The organism is Halorubrum rutilum, from assembly GCF_024494565.1.
The window spans coordinates 244,857-259,539 of record NZ_JANHDN010000002.1 but is presented as its reverse complement, the minus strand read 5'-3'; the positions used below and the strand labels follow the sequence as shown (position 1 = coordinate 259,539).

Here is a 14,683-nt window from a genome sequence, read left to right as displayed (position 1 = left end):
GGGCCGCTCGCGAACGGGAGAGACGGGCGCGAATCGCCGTGGCCGGTCGGCGAGGCGACCGGATAGATCCGGACCGGTATTTATACGCCGGGCAGCCGGATCGGGGGTATGGAACCAGACCTGGACCGGTTCGCTTCTCGGCGGTCGACGGTATACGGCCGGCGCGGCGTCGTCGCGACCAGCCAGCCCCTCGCCAGTCAGGCGGGGATCGAGACGCTGCGCGAGGGCGGGAACGCGTTCGACGCGGCCGTGGCGACCGCGGCCGCGCTGAACGTCGTCGAGCCGACGTCGACGGGGCTCGGCGGCGACGTGTTCGCGCTCTACCGCACGGCCGACGGCGACGTCGGAGCGATGCGCGCCTGCGGGGGCGCGCCCGCCGACGCGACGATCGGGAACGTGCGGGAGGCGTTGGACGCGAACGACGACGCCTCGGCGTACTACCCGGACGACGGCGGGTACGCGGTCGACGACACCGACGAGGCCGGAATGCCCTTCTACGGCCCTCACGCGGTCACGGTCCCGGGGACGGCCCGCGGCTGGGAGGCGACGATCGAGGAGCTCGGCCGGCTCACGCTCGCCGACGCCCTCGCGCCCGCGATCCGGTACGCCACCGAGGGGTACCCGGTCTCGGAGGTGATCGCCTCGTACTGGGCCGGCGCGGAGGAGCTGTTCACCGACGACCACGCCCGGGAGGCGTTCCTGTTCGGGGGGGACGCCCCGTCGGTCGGCGAGACGGTCACGCTCCCGCGGCTCGGCGAGTCGATGGAGGCGATCGCGGAGCGCGGCGCCGACGCGGTGTACGAGGGCGAGATCGCCGAGGCGATCGCCGGGGAGGTGCAGTCGCGGGGCGGGTTCATGACCGTCGACGACCTCGCCGACTTCGAGGTCGAGTGGCCGGAGCCCGTCTCGACGACGTACAACGGGGCCGAGGTGTACGAGCTCCCGCCGAACAACCAGGGGCTCATCGCGCTTGAGGCGCTCAACGTCGCGAGCGAACTCGGCGCCGGCGAGCACGACTACGACACCGCCGAGCGCGTCCACTACTTCGCGGAGGCCATGAAGCGCGCCTTCCACGACGGCCACCGCTACATCACCGATCCCGACTACGAGGACGTTCCGCCGCTCGAATCGACCGACTGGGCGGCGGAGCGGGCGGCCGGCGTCGGGCCGACCGCCGACGGCGACGTCTCCTTCGGCGTGCCGAACGCGAACGCCGAGGACGCCGACACGGTGCTGCTCACCGTCGCCGACGACGAGGGCAACGTCGTCTCGTACATCAACTCGCGGTTCGCCGGCTTCGGCTCCGGGCTCGTCGCGGGCGAGACCGGGATCGCGCTCCAGAACCGGGGCGCGTCGTTCTCGCTCGACCCCGAGCACCCGAACAGCCTCGAACCGGGCAAGCGCCCGTTCCACACGCTGATCCCGGCGATCGCCCGACTCGGGGAGGACGACTGGGCCGCCTTCGGCGTGATGGGCGGGTACATGCAGCCGCAGGGACACGTGCAGGTGATCTCGAACGTCGTCGACTACGACATGCCCCTCCAGCGCGCGCTCGACGAGCCCCGGTGGCGGTACCGCGAGAGCGGCGAGCTGGGCGTCGAGCCCCACTTCGACGACGACGTCGTCGCGAAGCTGGTCCGGAAGGACCACGACGTCAGGACGCTCTCGCCGGTCCAGTTCGGCGGCGCGCAGATCGTCCGTAACGACGGCGGCGTCCTCTCGGCCGCCACCGAGCCGCGGAAGGACGGCAACGCGCAGGGGTACTGACGACGGGCGGCTCGGCGTCGGGGGCGGCTCGGCGTCTGGGGGGGCTCGTTAGAAACGCCGCGTTAGAAACACCTCATCGGCGGCGTCGAGAGGAACGTCATTATATTCCTCAGACAGTTTGTATGTGGCTAAACGTGATATACGTCGGGCGATTCTGGGTAGAAAACGTCTTATAGGTTGATTCATAGGCTTTGATGAGGAGTGTTATCACGTGAGTGTCTCTGAAACGTACGTCCGGTACCGCCAAACCCTCAGCGAGGAACCGCTCGCCATCGGGGTCATACTCGTGGTCCTGTGGATGGTGTGGTCACTCGTCTCCGGGCTCCTGACCGGAGGGATCCAGATCAGCGGTCTGGCGTCCCTGGTATGGGACGGCCTGCTCAGGGGCCTGGTTATTGGCCTGGCCGGCATTGGACTCTCGATGACGTACAGTATTCTCAACTTCGCGAACTTCGCGCACGGCGACTACCTCACCACCGGAGCGTTCGTCGGGATGGGGACGAGCTACCTCATCGCCGGGATCGGCGAGAACAGCGTCGGCGCGCTCCTGCTCGTGGGCGTGGGCGGGTCGGTGTTCGGCGGCGCGCTCGGCATCGGCGTCACGACCGCCCCGATCGCGGTCCTCGTCGGGGCCATCGTGGCGGGGCTCGCGACGATCGCACTGGCGCTCGCGATCGACCGGTTCGTCTACCGGCCGATCCGCGACGAGAGCGGCATCGCGCTGCTGATCACCAGTATCGGGGTCGCGTTCGCGCTCCGGTACCTGCTCCAGTTCGTCTACGGGGCCGGCGTGCGGGGGACGACCGCGGCGGGGTCGGTCCCGAGCGTGAACGTGCCCGCGATCGACGGGACGTTCCGCGTGACGGCGCACGACATCAGCCTCATGGCCGTCGCGGCCGGGCTCATGCTCGGCGTCCACGTGCTGCTCCAGCGGACGAAGCTCGGGAAGGCGATGCGCGCGATGTCCGACAACGAGGACCTCGCGCGGATCACCGGGATCCCGACGGAACAGGTCATCCGGACGACGTGGATCGTCGGCGCCGGGCTCACGGGCGTCGCCGGGTACATGTTCGTCCTCTGGAAGGGGACGCTCGGATTCAACGACGGCTGGCTGCTGCTGCTGTTGGTGTTCGCCGCGGTCATCCTCGGCGGGATCGGGTCGATCTACGGCGCGATCGGCGGCGGAATCATCATCGGTCTCACCGCCTCCGTCTCCGTGATCTGGATCCCCTCGGCGTTCGGCCGCGCAGCCGCGTTCCTGGTCATGATCGTGATCCTACTGTTCAAGCCTGAAGGCATCTTCAGCGGGAGGACCACAGCATGAGCGCCGAAGGTATTCGCGGGCGGTTCGAGGACCTCTTCGAGCATGACATAACGCTCGTGCTCGCCGTCCTCGGTGCCCTCTACCTGGTGTACATCCTCGCCGGCGTCGCCTTCGGCTACGAGCTCCGCGGGCAGCTGAACTCGATCGCGAACCTCACGTTCTTCATCGGCGTGTTCGGGATGATGGCGCTGGCGCTGAACCTCCACTGGGGATACACCGGGCTGTTCAACATCGGCATCGTCGGCTTCATGGGCATCGGCATCTACACCACCGCGGTGGTCTCGAAGCCGCCGGTCGGGGACGGCGCCGCGCAGGTCGGCGGATTCGGGCTCCCGCTCGTCGTCGGCGTCGTCGCCGGCGTGGCGATGGCGGCGCTGTTCGGGCTCCTCGTCGGGCTCCCCGCGCTCCGGCTCCGGGCCGACTACCTCGCCATCGTCACGGTGGCGTTCTCCGAGATCATCCGGTTCACGATGATGTCCCGGACGTTCCAGACGTTCACGGTGCCGGACACCATCAGCCTCGGACCGATCGCCGTCAACCCGGCGGCCGACACGGTCGGACTCGGCGGCGGCGGCGGGCTCATCCTGAACTACACGGACCCGCTCGAAGCGCTGCTTCGGACCCTCTTCCTCTGGGAGCCGTACCTCGGCTTCGTCGGGTTCGTCGAGGCGAACGTCATCTCGAACAATCCCAAGCCGGTGCTCGACGGGCTCTTCTACGGGATCGTTCTCCTCGTCGGCGTCGGGCTGTTCTACCTGCTGCTCTCCCGGACCGGGAAGTCCCCGTTCGGACGGGTGCTGAAAGCGATCCGCGAGGACGAGGACGTCGCGAACGCCTTGGGGAAGGACACCGACCGGTTCAAGCTCACGGCGTTCGTGCTCGGCGCCGGGCTGATGGGGCTCGGCGGTATCCTCTGGTACTCCGGCCAAGGGAGCATCACGCCGCCGTCGTTCCGGCCGAACATCACCTTCTTCGTCTGGATCGCGCTGATCATCGGCGGCGCCGGCTCGAACACCGGGAGCTTCCTCGGCGGCGCGATCTTCGCCGGGCTGTTGTACGAGGGGCCGCGGTACTTCAAGAACCTCGTCCAGGCCGCCTTCGATCTGGGCAGCGCGCCGCGGAACTTCGGCGAGGCGATGGCCGGGTTCGCCTCGCTCGACCCGGTGCCCCTTATCGTGTACACGCTCGACAATGTCAGCCAACTGCGGCTGGTGATCATGGGCGTGGTGCTGATCTGGCTGATGCACAACCGGCCGGAGGGGCTGCTCGGCCACCGCAAGGAGACCGCGTCGAGCGTCGACCTCGCGCGGCCGGGAAGCGGCGGGTCGACCGGGAAACCGGCCGCCGCCGACGGGGGTGAAGAACGGTGAGCGAGACCGACGAATCCGCCGCGGGCGAGTCCCCGCCGGTCGAGGAGACGGCGGCCGACGCCGACGGTGAGACGGCGGCCGACGTCGACGAGGGGGCGTCCCCGACCGCCGGCGACCGGTCGGTCGACGGGTCGTCGCCCGACGCCGATCTGACGGCGCTCGTCGAGGACGACCCCGACACGCACGCCGGGGACGACGACGGGCGGTACGCTCCCCTCGAAGTCGAGGGGCTCCGGAAGGAGTTCGGCGGGATCACCGCCGTCGACGACGTCAGCTTCGACGTCGAGGAGGGAACGCTCACGGGGCTCATCGGCCCGAACGGGGCCGGCAAGTCGACGACGTTCAACCTCATCACCGGGATGCTCGATCCCACCGAGGGGACGGTCCGGTTCAACGGCGAGGACATCACCGGGCTCCAGCCGCACGAGATCGCGAACCGCGGGCTCGCGCGGACGTTCCAGATCGCCCGCGAGCTGGAGGAGATGACGGTCCTCGAGAACATGATGCTCGCGCCGAAGGGCCAGATCGGCGAGTCGCTGTGGCGGTCCATTATGCCGGTCACCCGCGGCTCGGTCCGCGAGCAGGAGACCGAGCAGCTCGAACGCGTCTGGGAGGTGCTCGACTTCTTCGAGATCGACCACCTCGCCGACGAGTACGCCGGGAACCTCTCCGGCGGCCAGCGGAAGCTGCTGGAGATGGCCCGGGCGCTGCTGACCGACCCCGACGTGCTGCTGCTCGACGAGCCGTTCGCGGGCGTCAACCCGACGCTCGAAAAGCGGCTGCTCGAACACATCCACGAGCTGCGCGAGCGGGGGTACACCTTCCTCATCGTGGAACACGACATGGACCTCATCATGAACAACTGCGAGCGGGTCATCGTCATGCACCAGGGCCGGATCCTGAAGGACGGGACGCCCGCGGAGATCAAGGAGAGCGAGGAGGTCATCGAGGCGTACCTCGGGGGTGAGGTATGAGCCTCCTGGAGGTCCGTGACCTCGACGCCGGCTACGGCGACCTGCAGATCCTCACCGACGTCGACCTCGACGTCGACGGCGAGGAGTACGTCACCATCGTCGGCCCGAACGGGGCCGGCAAGTCCACCGTCATGAAGTCGGTGTTCGGCCTGACGACGCACATGGGCGGGACGGTGACGTTCGACAACGAGGACATCAGCGGCACGAAGCCCGAGGACGTGATCCACAAGGGGCTGGGGTACGTCCCGCAGAGCGAGAACGTCTTCGCCGAGCTCGACGTCGAGGAGAACCTCGAGATGGGCGCGTACATCCTCGACGAGGTCCCGCAGGACGCGCTCCGGATGGTGTACGACCGGTTCCCGATCCTCGAAGAGCGGAAACACCAGCAGGCGGGGACGCTGAGCGGCGGTCAGCGACAGATGCTCGCGATGGGCCGGGCGCTGATGCTCGACCCCGAGCTGCTGCTGCTCGACGAGCCCAGCGCCGGGCTCGCGCCCGACCTCGTCGACGAGATGTTCGACAAGATCGACGAGATCAACGAGACGGGGACCGCGGTGCTGATGGTCGAACAGAACGCCAAGGAGGCGCTCAGGCGCTGCGACCGCGGGTACGTGCTCGCGAACGGGCAGAACCGGTTCGAGGACGAGGGGACCGCGCTGCTGAACGACGAGGAGGTCCGCCGGGAGTTCCTCGGCGGGTAGTCGGTCGCCGGCGGGCGTCGGCGATCGGTCCGCGACGCGACCCGTTCTCGGTCGGATCGTTTGCGAGAGAGCGAAGGCGCGCCTGTAGCGACGCGTCGCTCGCGAGGATTGGGCGCGAGCCGCGCCGCTCGTCGGTCGGGGCGCGCGAAAAAACGGGAGCGTTCGGGAGGCCGCCGGTCGACGCGTCGGCGTCCGAGCGCGCTCAGTTCCCGCTCGAAAGCGCCTGATCGACGACGTTGGAGTACGACGACGAACCGATGTTGAAGCTGATCTGGTCGTACACCGTGCCGTCGAACGACTCCTCGAACACGTTACTGAAGCGGTTCGAGAGCTGCTGACCGTAGTCGTTGTTCACGTACAGCGTCGCGGCGGTCGAGGCGCCGAGCCGCTCGGAGGCGACCTGCGCCATGACCCGGCCCTGGAGCTGGTCGCTCGGGGCGGTCCGGAAGATGTAGTCGTCGTCCTCGAGGTTCGTCACCGACAGCGCGGTGCTGGACGGCGAGCAGCCGACGACCTCGTTCGGGATGAGCGCCTCCGTACAGACCGGGACGTTCACGCCGGAGGAGGCGGTCCCGCAGACGGCGGGGACGCCAGAGTTGATCAGCGACTCGGCCCCGCTGACCCCCTGGTTGGGCGAGGTGTTCGTGTCCTCGAACTGGGCGTTCACCGTCAGGTCGAGGTCGGACTCGTTGACCTGCTGGACCGGGATCTCCGCCGCGCGGATCATCGGCCGCCCCGTTGACGCCAGGTCGCCGGTCTCGGGGAGCAGGATGCCGAGGCTCACTTCGCGACCGAGACCGCCGGGCGACGAGTCGGCAGAGGGACCGGCCCCCTCGGGATTCTCGCCGGAGAAGTTCTGCGTCTCCTGGACGTCGACGGAGTCGGCGCCCTGACCGGCGAACTCCCAGATCTGGTAGGCCGCCGACGCCGGGTCGCCGTTCTGGTCGAAGTTGACCGCGCTCGACGCCCCCTGGTAGTTGATGTTCTCGCCGTTCGCGGCCGCCTCGACGGCGTCGAGGAACTCGCCCGGACCGTACTCGGTGCCGCCGGGGTTCGCGATCCGCCGGAGCTGGTCGCGGACCGCGGTCCCGTCGTTCTCGCCCGCCGCGACGTTCGCGAGGATGAGCGCCGCCGCGGAGTCGTACGACTGCGAGGTGAACACGCCCGGCGTCGCGTCGTACGTGTCCTGGTACAGGGTCGAGAACGCCTCCTGGTTCGGGCCGCCCGCCGCCGGCGCGGTCCCGGTGACGTTGTCCATCGCGTTCCCGACCTGCCCGGGCAGCGAGGGGTCCTGAAGCCCGTCGGGGATGAGGATGTCCTCGGCGCCGTCCGACGCGGAGTAGTAGTCGCGGAACAGCTGGATCCCGCTCTCGGGGTAGCCGATGACGACGAGTAGGTCCGGACCGCCGCCGGACCCGCCGTCGGTGGAGCCGCCGTCCTCGCCGTCCATTCCGTCGCCGCCGTCGCCGCCGTCACCGCCGTTGCCACCGTCTCCGCCGTCACCGCCGTCGCCGCCGGCACAGCCGGCGAGGCCGACCGCGCCAGCGACACCGACAGTTTTCAGCACGTCACGCCGTCGTTTGTGGTATGACATACCCATTCATATAGAGGCCTCTCTGATAAGTATATCCCTGTCAACTTCCCCACAGCTACTGGCATTTGCACACATATTAGGTGTTTTACGGCCGCAGGGCCCGGAGTCGTTTTCCGGACGGTCGTAACAGAACCCGTACACGTTTCCCGGCGCGGGGCGCCGGCCGCCGCGACCGTGGCGGTCACCGGGCCGCGGCCGTAGCGGTCGTCAGTCCCCGCCGGCCGCGCGTGCGTGCTGCCGGGCGTCTTCCGGCGAACGGCCCTCGCGGAGCAGCGCCTCGACGAACAGCTCGCCGGCCTTGTACGACGAGCGGACCATCGGCCCCGAGGCGCAGTAGAGGAAGTCGAACTCCTCCTCGGCGACCGCGCGCCACGTCTCGAAGGCGTCGGGGTGGACGTAGTCGAACACGTCGAGGTGCGAGCGCGACGGCCGGAGGTACTGTCCGAAGGTGACGACGTCGACGCCGACCTCGCTGAGGTCTCCGAGCGTCCGGTACACCTCGTGGGCGTACTCGCCGACCCCGAGCATGAGGCTCGTCTTGGTGTGGACGTCCGACTCCCGGTTCACCCGGTCAAGCACGGAGAGCGACTGCTCGTAGTCGGCCCGCCGGTCCCGCACGGGCCACTGGAGGCGCTCGACCGTCTCGACGTTGTGGGCGATCACGTCCGGTCCCGCCTCGACGATCCGGTCGATCGCGTCGGGGTCCCCCTGGAAGTCGGGGATCAGCGTCTCGACGAGGATCCCCGGGTCCCGCCGCTTGATCTCGCGGATCGTCTCGGCGAAGTGGGCGGAGCCCCCGTCCGCGAGGTCGTCGCGGTCGACGGAGGTGAGGACGACGTAGTCGAGCCCGATCTCGGTCACCGCCTCGGCGACGTTCGCGGGCTCGTCTGGATCGAGCGGCTCCATCCCGCCCGTCTCCACGTCACAGAAGTTACAGCCGCGCGAGCAGCGGTCGCCCATGAGCATGAACGTCGCTGTGCCGGGGCCGTCCCGCCCCGACCAACACTCGCCCATGTTCGGGCAGTTGGCCTCCTCGCAGACGGTGTGGAGGTCGCGCTCGCGGAGGCGCTCTTTGATCTCCGTGAACCGGGAGCCGGAGGGTGGCCGCGACTTCAGCCAGTCCGGCTTCCGACGGCCGCGTTGCATACCCTCACCACGGCGGCCGCGTGCAAAAACGTGCGGGTCGCCGCGGAACCGACGTCCGTCGACGGCGACGAACCGGTAGGACGTCCGACAGCAACAATATTTTGTTATCGTGAACCGATACGAAACTATCCGATGTTCGACGTCGACGGCGACGCGATCACCGACGGGCCGGTGGGGCGCGTGCTCCTGCTGCTCGCGGCCCCGCTCGTCGCGCAGAACCTCGTCTACGTCGCGAACGCCCTCGTCGACACGTTCTGGCTCGGCCGCGTGAGCGAGGACGCGGTCGCGGCGGTCGGGCTCAGCCTCCCCGTCCAGTCGCTCCTCGGCGCGGTCGTCGTCGTCGCCGCGGTCGGGACGCAGATCCTCGTCGCCCAGCGGGCGGGCGGCGACGACGAGGCGGGCGCGCGCCGCGTCGCGTTCAACGGCGCCCTCGTCGCCCTCGCGGTCACGGCCGCCGTCGCGGTCCCCGTCGCCGCCTTCGCAGAGGAGCTGGTGCGGTTCCTCGGCGCGGACCCGGCGCTCGCCGGGACCACGGCCGCCTACCTCGCGATCGTCGCCGCCGTCCTCCCGGTCGGCGCGGTCGGCGAGACGGTCGAGAACTGCTTCACCGCCCGCGGCGACACGAGGGCCGTCCTCCACGTGAGCGTCGCGAGCGTCCTCGTCAACCTCGTCGCGGCGCCGACGCTGATCTTCGGGGTCGGGCCGGTCCCCGCGTTCGGCGTCGCCGGGGCGGCCCTCGCCACCGCGCTCTCGGGCGTCGCCGGGCTGCTCCACGTCCTCGCGTACGCGGCCGGGATCGGCCGCGACACGTTCCGGCTCACCCGCGACGCGCTCGTCGTCGACGCCGGCGACCTCCGGGAGGTCGTCGCCGTCGGGCTCCCGCTCGGCGGCCAGCGCGGCGTCAGCGAACTGGTGCGCGTGCTGGTCGTCGGCCTCGTCGCGGTCGCGGGCGGCGCGGCCGGGGTGGCGGCGTACACGGTCGGCGCGCGGGTCGCGACGCTCGCGATCGTCCCCGCGCTCGGCGTCCAGCAGGCGGCCCAGTCGATGATCGGGCAGAACCTCGGCGCCGGCGCCCCCCGACGGGCCCGGCGAACGACCCTCGTCGGGACCGGGACGGTCGTCGTCGGGTTCCTCGCGCTCGGCGCCGTTCAGTTCCTGTTCGCCGGCGCGATCGCCGACCTGCTCGCCCCCGACCTCACCCCGACGGGGCGGTCGCTCTCCGTCCTGTACCTGCGCGTCCTCGCCGTCTCGTACCCGGCGCTCGGCGGCACGTACACCCTGCTCGCCGGGTTCAACGGCGCCTCGCGCACCCGGACCTCCCTCGTCGCCGACCTGATCAAGTACTGGGCGATTCGGTTCCCGATCGCGGTCGCCGCGGTCCCCGCCACGGCGACGTTCGGCGCCTTCGGCCTCGCGGTCGCCCCCGGGCTCGGATGGGGGGTGGAGGCGGTGTTCTGGGCCGTCACCGTCTCGAACGTCGCCGGCTTCCTCGGGCTGGGCGCGTACTTCGCGTTCGCGACGCGGCGGGGGATGTTCCCGACCGCCGCCGAGCGCGCGGGGGGCGGCGGCACCGCTGAGGACGACGATTAGCGGGACCGCCCCTCGGGGAGGCGATCCCGATCGGGACCGACGCGCTCAGATGAAGAATCCCTTGACCGCGTTGATCACGGTCCACTTGACCCGCTCGACGGGGTTGCCCGTCTCTCCGCTGATCACGATCTCGTCGTCGGCGACGGCGTTCCGGAAGGCCGCGGCGGGGTTGTCGGCCGCGACGAGCTCCTCGACCGTCTCTCGGTCGGTCGTGATCCTCCGCACCGCGTCCTCGCTGCGGCTGTCGTCGAGGTCGGTGATCCGGTTCTGTCGGTCCATGGTGATCGAGTACGTGACCTCGGACGAGCCGTCCTGAATGTAGATGTTGCTCGTCCCGGCGAGGTTGACCGGACCGAGGTCGACCGAGTCCGCGTTCTCGTTGTACGCGGGGACCATCTCCTCCAGCGACTCGTACAGGTCGTCGCCGTCGCCCGTCTGCGCGGCGCCGCCGTCGGACTGCGCGACCGCGACGCCGGCCAGCGCGCCCGCGAGCAGGACCGCGACGGCGAGGATCAAGGGGATACGTCTCATGGTGGTTCTACGTTCGAATGGTCACGCGAGCACATAAGCTATCGGTGCCCGAGCCGCGGTCCGGGGTCCGCTCCCGGATGTCGATCCCGACCGATCGGGAGCCGACACTCGGCCGACTGGCCTCAGTCGCCCGCGACCGCGAACCGCGACGCGTCGCCCTCGGCGGTCGGCGCGGTGAGGAGCGAGACGCCGACGGTGAGGACCGCCGAGAGCGCCATCAGCCCGAGCGCGACGTCCCAGCCGCCGAGGACGGTCCGCGGGAGCGTCGGGACGACCCCGACGACCGCCGACAGCACCACCGCGAGGTAGGCGACCTGCGGGACGAGGATGCCAGCGATCATCCCGGTGCGGGTGGTCCGCTCCCAGTAGAGCGCGCAGATGACCGGGAGCGCGAGCAGCGCGAACCCGGAGAAGGCGGTGTCGCCCACCTCGATCAGCGTCCCGGGCCGGAACAGGCTCGCGACGAACGCCAGCAGCGCGAAGGCGGCGACGCCGATCCGGGCGACCCACGCCTCGCGCTCCGCCGAGGCGTCGGCGTTGATCACGGGCCGGTAGAGGTCGCGGGTGAAGTACGACGACCCCGACAGCAGCATCGAGTCCGACGAGGACATCATCGCGGCCATCGCCCCGGCGATCACGAGCGCCGCGAACCACGCCGGCGCGTACTCGTTCAACACGATCGGGAGCACGTTGGCGTTCTCAGGCACGTCGACCGGCATCCCGGCCGCCCACGCGCCGAGCATGAACGCGGGGACGAACAGCAGGAGGACGAGCACCGGCCACAGCGCGAACGACCGCTTCAGCGTCTCGCCCGACTTCGCGACGAAGAACCGCTGGTTGATCTGCGGGAACATCGTCACGCCGAACGCGATGGTGATCGCCGTGGAGACGATGAACCCGACCGAGTAGGTGCCGCCGCCGAAGCTCCCGAAGTCGGGCCGGGCGTCGAGCATCGCGCCGGTGGCCGCGCCGACGCCGCCGACGGCCGACACCACCCAGACGGCGGCGATCCAGACGACGGAGAGCATGAACAGCCCCTGGATCGTGTCCGTCCACGCGACCCCGCGCATCCCCGCGAGGGCGACGTAGAGGATCATGAAGGCCGTGATGAGCGCCGCGCCGCCCCAGTAGGGGACGACGCCGTCGGTGAGTCCCACCAGGGCCTCGCCGGCGCCCATCTGCTGGAGCATGACGTACGGGAACAGCCAGAGGAGGCTCACGCCGGCGACGAGCGCCCGGAGCCCGGTCGAGCCGAACCGGTCGCCCAGCATCTCCCCGAGCGTCACGTAGCCGTTGCGGTTCCCGATCAGCCACTGCTTGTAGCCGATCGCGTACCACAGCACCGCGAACAGCACCCCGTCGAGCGTCCCCATCACGATCAGCCACTCGGGGCCCGCGAGGTACGCGAGGTTCGGCCCGCCGAAGAAGGTGAACGCGGACAGCAGCGTGGCGAAGGTCGTGAACAGCAGGACCACCGTGCCGATCGACCGGCTCGCGAGGTAGTAGTCCTCCGCCGTCGTCTCCGAGACGCGGTAGGCGACGAGGCCGACCGCGAGCGCCAAGACGAGGTAGCCGACGACGATCCCGAGCGAGAGCCCGAGGGTCACGGCCGATCACCCCCGGCGGGGGGAGCCCTCGCGTCGCCGCCCGCGCCGCGGTCGTCCCCGTCCGCCCCGGGCCGGAGCCCCATCCCGCGCTCCCACGCGCCGCTCCGGGCGAAGCGCGAGAACAGGACCGCACAGAGCCCGAGCCACGCGACGTGCCACCAGATCCACACCGGGAGCCCGGCGGCGACGCGGTCGACGCCCCACAGCGGCCACGGCACGGCGAACGCGACGAGCACGGCGAACGTCGGAATCCACACGATATCTCTCCGAGGTCGTCTCATATCGAAAGATCACTTCTTTGAACGCTTAAATCTTATTGAACGGGTTCGATACGGTAGATTGTAGAATAAATTTCTTCAAAGAGCGTCGACGGTGGCGGGTGCGATAACTATTTTCGGCGACGCGCACAACGACGCACGGGCGGCGGACGCCGTCCGATCATCACCATTCACCTTCCCATGAAAGACACAGAGAAATACCTGATTCACGCCACCATCGCGGCGGACGGCGTCGTGGAGCGGAGCGACGTCGTCGGCGCGGTGTTCGGCCAGACGGAGGGGCTCCTCGGCGACGAGTTGGACCTCCGCGACCTCCAGGAGTCGTCGCGGGTCGGCCGGATCGACGTCTCCGTCCAGTCGGAGAACGGGCAGTCGTTCGGCGAGGTCACCGTCGCGTCGAGCCTCGACAAGGTCGAGACCGCGATCCTCGCGGCCGCGCTGGAGACGATCGACCGCATCGGCCCCTGCCAGGCCTCCGTGGAGGTGACGAGCATCGAGGACGTGCGGGCGGCGAAGCGCCGCGAGGTCGTCGAGCGCGCGAAGGAGCTCATCGCCGACGGCTTCGAGGAGACGAGCCTCGCGAGCGACGACGTCCTCGAAGAGGTCCGCGAGGCCGCCCGCGTCGAGGGGATCGTCGACTACGAGGGGCTCCCCGCGGGCCCCCGCGTCGGCGACTCCGACGCCGTCATCGTCGTCGAGGGGCGCGCGGATGTGCTCACGCTGCTCGACTGCGGGATCAAGAACGCGGTGGCCGTCGAGGGGACGAACGTCCCCGACGCGGTCGCCGACCTCACCGCCGACCGGACCGTCACCGCCTTCCTCGACGGCGACCGCGGCGGCGAGCTCATCCTCCGCGAGCTCGCGCAGGTGGGCGACGTCGACTACGTCGCCTTCGCGCCCCCCGGCGAATCGGTCGAGGACCTCGACCGCAACGCCGTCTTCGAGGCGCTCCGCGGGAAGGTCCCGTACGGCACCCTCGCCGACGAGCCCAACCTCCGCGAGGCGGCCGCGGACGACGGGGACGACCCCGGCGAGACGGACGAGAGCGACGAGGGGGACGGACCGGGAGCCGAGCCCGACTCCGGCGGGGCCGGATCGACCGCGTCCGGCCCCGATCCGCCGACCTCCGGCGAGCGGGAGCCCGACGGCGTCGTCGCGGAGGCGGCCCGGGGCGCGGGTGACGGCGGGCTCGTCGAGGCCGTCGAGGAGACCCCGCCGGCCGCGGCGACCGACGCGGCCGCCGACGGGTCGGTCGCGGTCGACGTCGCCGATCCGGCGGCGACCGAGCCGGACGACGCGGACGGCGGTCGGGAGCGCGACGGGTCGGCGACCGACGAGACCGGATCGGAGGGGGACGCAACGGGGAACTCGGAAACGGATTCGGAACTGCAGACGGATTCGGAGCCGGAATCGGATTCGGAGGCGACTTCGACCGGCGACGGTGACGCCGGAGCGACCGACGCCGACGCCCCCGTCGACGACGAGCCGCGGTCCGTTGAGGAGCACGTGCAGGAGGTCGTCGACGCCGGGAGCGACCGCGCCCGCCTGCTCGGGGACGACCGCGGCGTCCTCGCGGAGGTCGACGCGAGCGACGCCTTCGACGCGATCGAGGGGGCCGAGACGGCCCCTCACACGGTCGTCGTCGACGGTCGGATCGACCAGCGGCTGCTCGACGTGGCGGCCCAGCGCGGGGTCAGCGAACTGCTCGGCCGCGAGCTCGGGGAGTTCGTGAAACGGCCCGTCGGGACCCGCGTGCTCACGGTCGGCGACCTCCGTACGGGGAGCTGAGGGCGGGCGGTAC

At 70.2% G+C, this 14,683-nt stretch carries 12 protein-coding genes; 7 read left to right on the top strand and 5 right to left on the bottom strand.

What is annotated here, in order from left to right; translation table 11 throughout:
• Nucleotides 1–108: 108 nt before the first annotated feature.
• The 5 genes from ggt to NO900_RS04765 all read left to right on the top strand — a co-directional run bounded on the left by ggt (nt 109) and on the right by NO900_RS04765 (nt 6,136).
• Nucleotides 109–1,767, top strand: a complete 1,659-nt coding sequence (ggt, locus tag NO900_RS04785; protein WP_256408079.1) for a gamma-glutamyltransferase — start codon at nt 109–111, stop codon at nt 1,765–1,767.
• Nucleotides 1,768–1,978: 211 nt separating this feature from the next.
• A complete protein-coding gene (locus tag NO900_RS04780) occupies nt 1,979–3,091 on the top strand; it encodes a branched-chain amino acid ABC transporter permease (RefSeq protein WP_256408078.1) in 1,113 nt (370 codons plus the stop codon).
• A complete protein-coding gene (locus NO900_RS04775; protein WP_256408077.1) occupies nt 3,088–4,461 on the top strand; it encodes a branched-chain amino acid ABC transporter permease in 1,374 nt (457 codons plus the stop codon). The genes NO900_RS04780 and NO900_RS04775 overlap by 4 nt, the downstream gene beginning before the upstream one ends.
• Nucleotides 4,458–5,435, top strand: a complete 978-nt coding sequence (locus NO900_RS04770; RefSeq protein WP_256408076.1) for an ABC transporter ATP-binding protein — start codon at nt 4,458–4,460, stop codon at nt 5,433–5,435. Before NO900_RS04775 ends, NO900_RS04770 begins: the two co-directional genes overlap by 4 nt.
• Entirely contained in the window at nt 5,432–6,136 is a 705-nt protein-coding gene (locus NO900_RS04765; protein WP_256408075.1) for an ABC transporter ATP-binding protein, read from the top strand. The genes NO900_RS04770 and NO900_RS04765 overlap by 4 nt, the downstream gene beginning before the upstream one ends.
• A 202-nt stretch (nt 6,137–6,338) precedes the next feature.
• On the opposite strand, the gene NO900_RS04760 is transcribed toward NO900_RS04765, so the two are convergent.
• Nucleotides 6,339–7,730 (bottom strand): ABC transporter substrate-binding protein, encoded by a 1,392-nt coding sequence (locus NO900_RS04760; protein WP_256408074.1) that lies wholly within the window; start codon nt 7,728–7,730, stop codon nt 6,339–6,341.
• Nucleotides 7,731–7,937: 207 nt separating this feature from the next.
• Nucleotides 7,938–8,876, bottom strand: coding sequence for a lipoyl synthase (gene lipA, locus NO900_RS04755; protein ID WP_256408073.1), 939 nt, complete (start codon nt 8,874–8,876; stop codon nt 7,938–7,940).
• Between the two features lie 132 nt (nt 8,877–9,008).
• Here lipA and NO900_RS04750 point away from each other — a divergent pair, with 132 nt between their 5' ends.
• Nucleotides 9,009–10,466 carry an MATE family efflux transporter gene (locus NO900_RS04750; protein ID WP_256408072.1) on the top strand — a complete coding sequence of 486 codons (1,458 nt, stop codon included), beginning with the start codon at nt 9,009–9,011 and terminating at the stop codon, nt 10,464–10,466.
• A 45-nt stretch (nt 10,467–10,511) separates the two neighbouring features.
• Here the strand turns inward: NO900_RS04750 and NO900_RS04745 are convergent, their stop codons facing one another.
• The 3 genes from NO900_RS04745 to NO900_RS04735 form a co-directional block, all read right to left on the bottom strand.
• A complete protein-coding gene (locus NO900_RS04745; protein ID WP_256408071.1) occupies nt 10,512–10,997 on the bottom strand; it encodes a hypothetical protein in 486 nt (161 codons plus the stop codon).
• A gap of 122 nt (nt 10,998–11,119) precedes the next feature.
• Nucleotides 11,120–12,604, bottom strand: coding sequence for a sodium:solute symporter family protein (locus NO900_RS04740; RefSeq protein WP_256408070.1), 1,485 nt, complete (start codon nt 12,602–12,604; stop codon nt 11,120–11,122).
• Nucleotides 12,601–12,885 (bottom strand): hypothetical protein, encoded by a 285-nt coding sequence (locus NO900_RS04735; RefSeq protein ID WP_256408069.1) that lies wholly within the window; start codon nt 12,883–12,885, stop codon nt 12,601–12,603. Before NO900_RS04735 ends, NO900_RS04740 begins: the two co-directional genes overlap by 4 nt.
• Nucleotides 12,886–13,062: 177 nt before the next feature.
• Between NO900_RS04735 and dnaG the strand changes: the two genes are divergently transcribed.
• Nucleotides 13,063–14,670: a DNA primase DnaG gene (gene dnaG / locus NO900_RS04730; protein ID WP_256408068.1), complete on the top strand. Its 1,608-nt coding sequence runs from the start codon at nt 13,063–13,065 to the stop codon at nt 14,668–14,670.
• Nucleotides 14,671–14,683: the final 13 nt, after the last annotated feature.

Coding starts and splice junctions, on each gene's coding strand:
- ggt (WP_256408079.1), top strand. CDS start 109: ATGGAACCAGACCTGGACCGGTTCGCTTCTCGGCGGTCGACGGTATAC.
- NO900_RS04775 (WP_256408077.1), top strand. CDS start 3,088: ATGAGCGCCGAAGGTATTCGCGGGCGGTTCGAGGACCTCTTCGAGCAT.
- NO900_RS04765 (WP_256408075.1), top strand. CDS start 5,432: ATGAGCCTCCTGGAGGTCCGTGACCTCGACGCCGGCTACGGCGACCTG.
- NO900_RS04760 (WP_256408074.1), bottom strand. CDS start 7,730: ATGTCATACCACAAACGACGGCGTGACGTGCTGAAAACTGTCGGTGTC.
- lipA (WP_256408073.1), bottom strand. CDS start 8,876: ATGCAACGCGGCCGTCGGAAGCCGGACTGGCTGAAGTCGCGGCCACCC.
- NO900_RS04750 (WP_256408072.1), top strand. CDS start 9,009: ATGTTCGACGTCGACGGCGACGCGATCACCGACGGGCCGGTGGGGCGC.
- NO900_RS04745 (WP_256408071.1), bottom strand. CDS start 10,997: ATGAGACGTATCCCCTTGATCCTCGCCGTCGCGGTCCTGCTCGCGGGC.
- NO900_RS04735 (WP_256408069.1), bottom strand. CDS start 12,885: ATGAGACGACCTCGGAGAGATATCGTGTGGATTCCGACGTTCGCCGTG.
- dnaG (WP_256408068.1), top strand. CDS start 13,063: ATGAAAGACACAGAGAAATACCTGATTCACGCCACCATCGCGGCGGAC.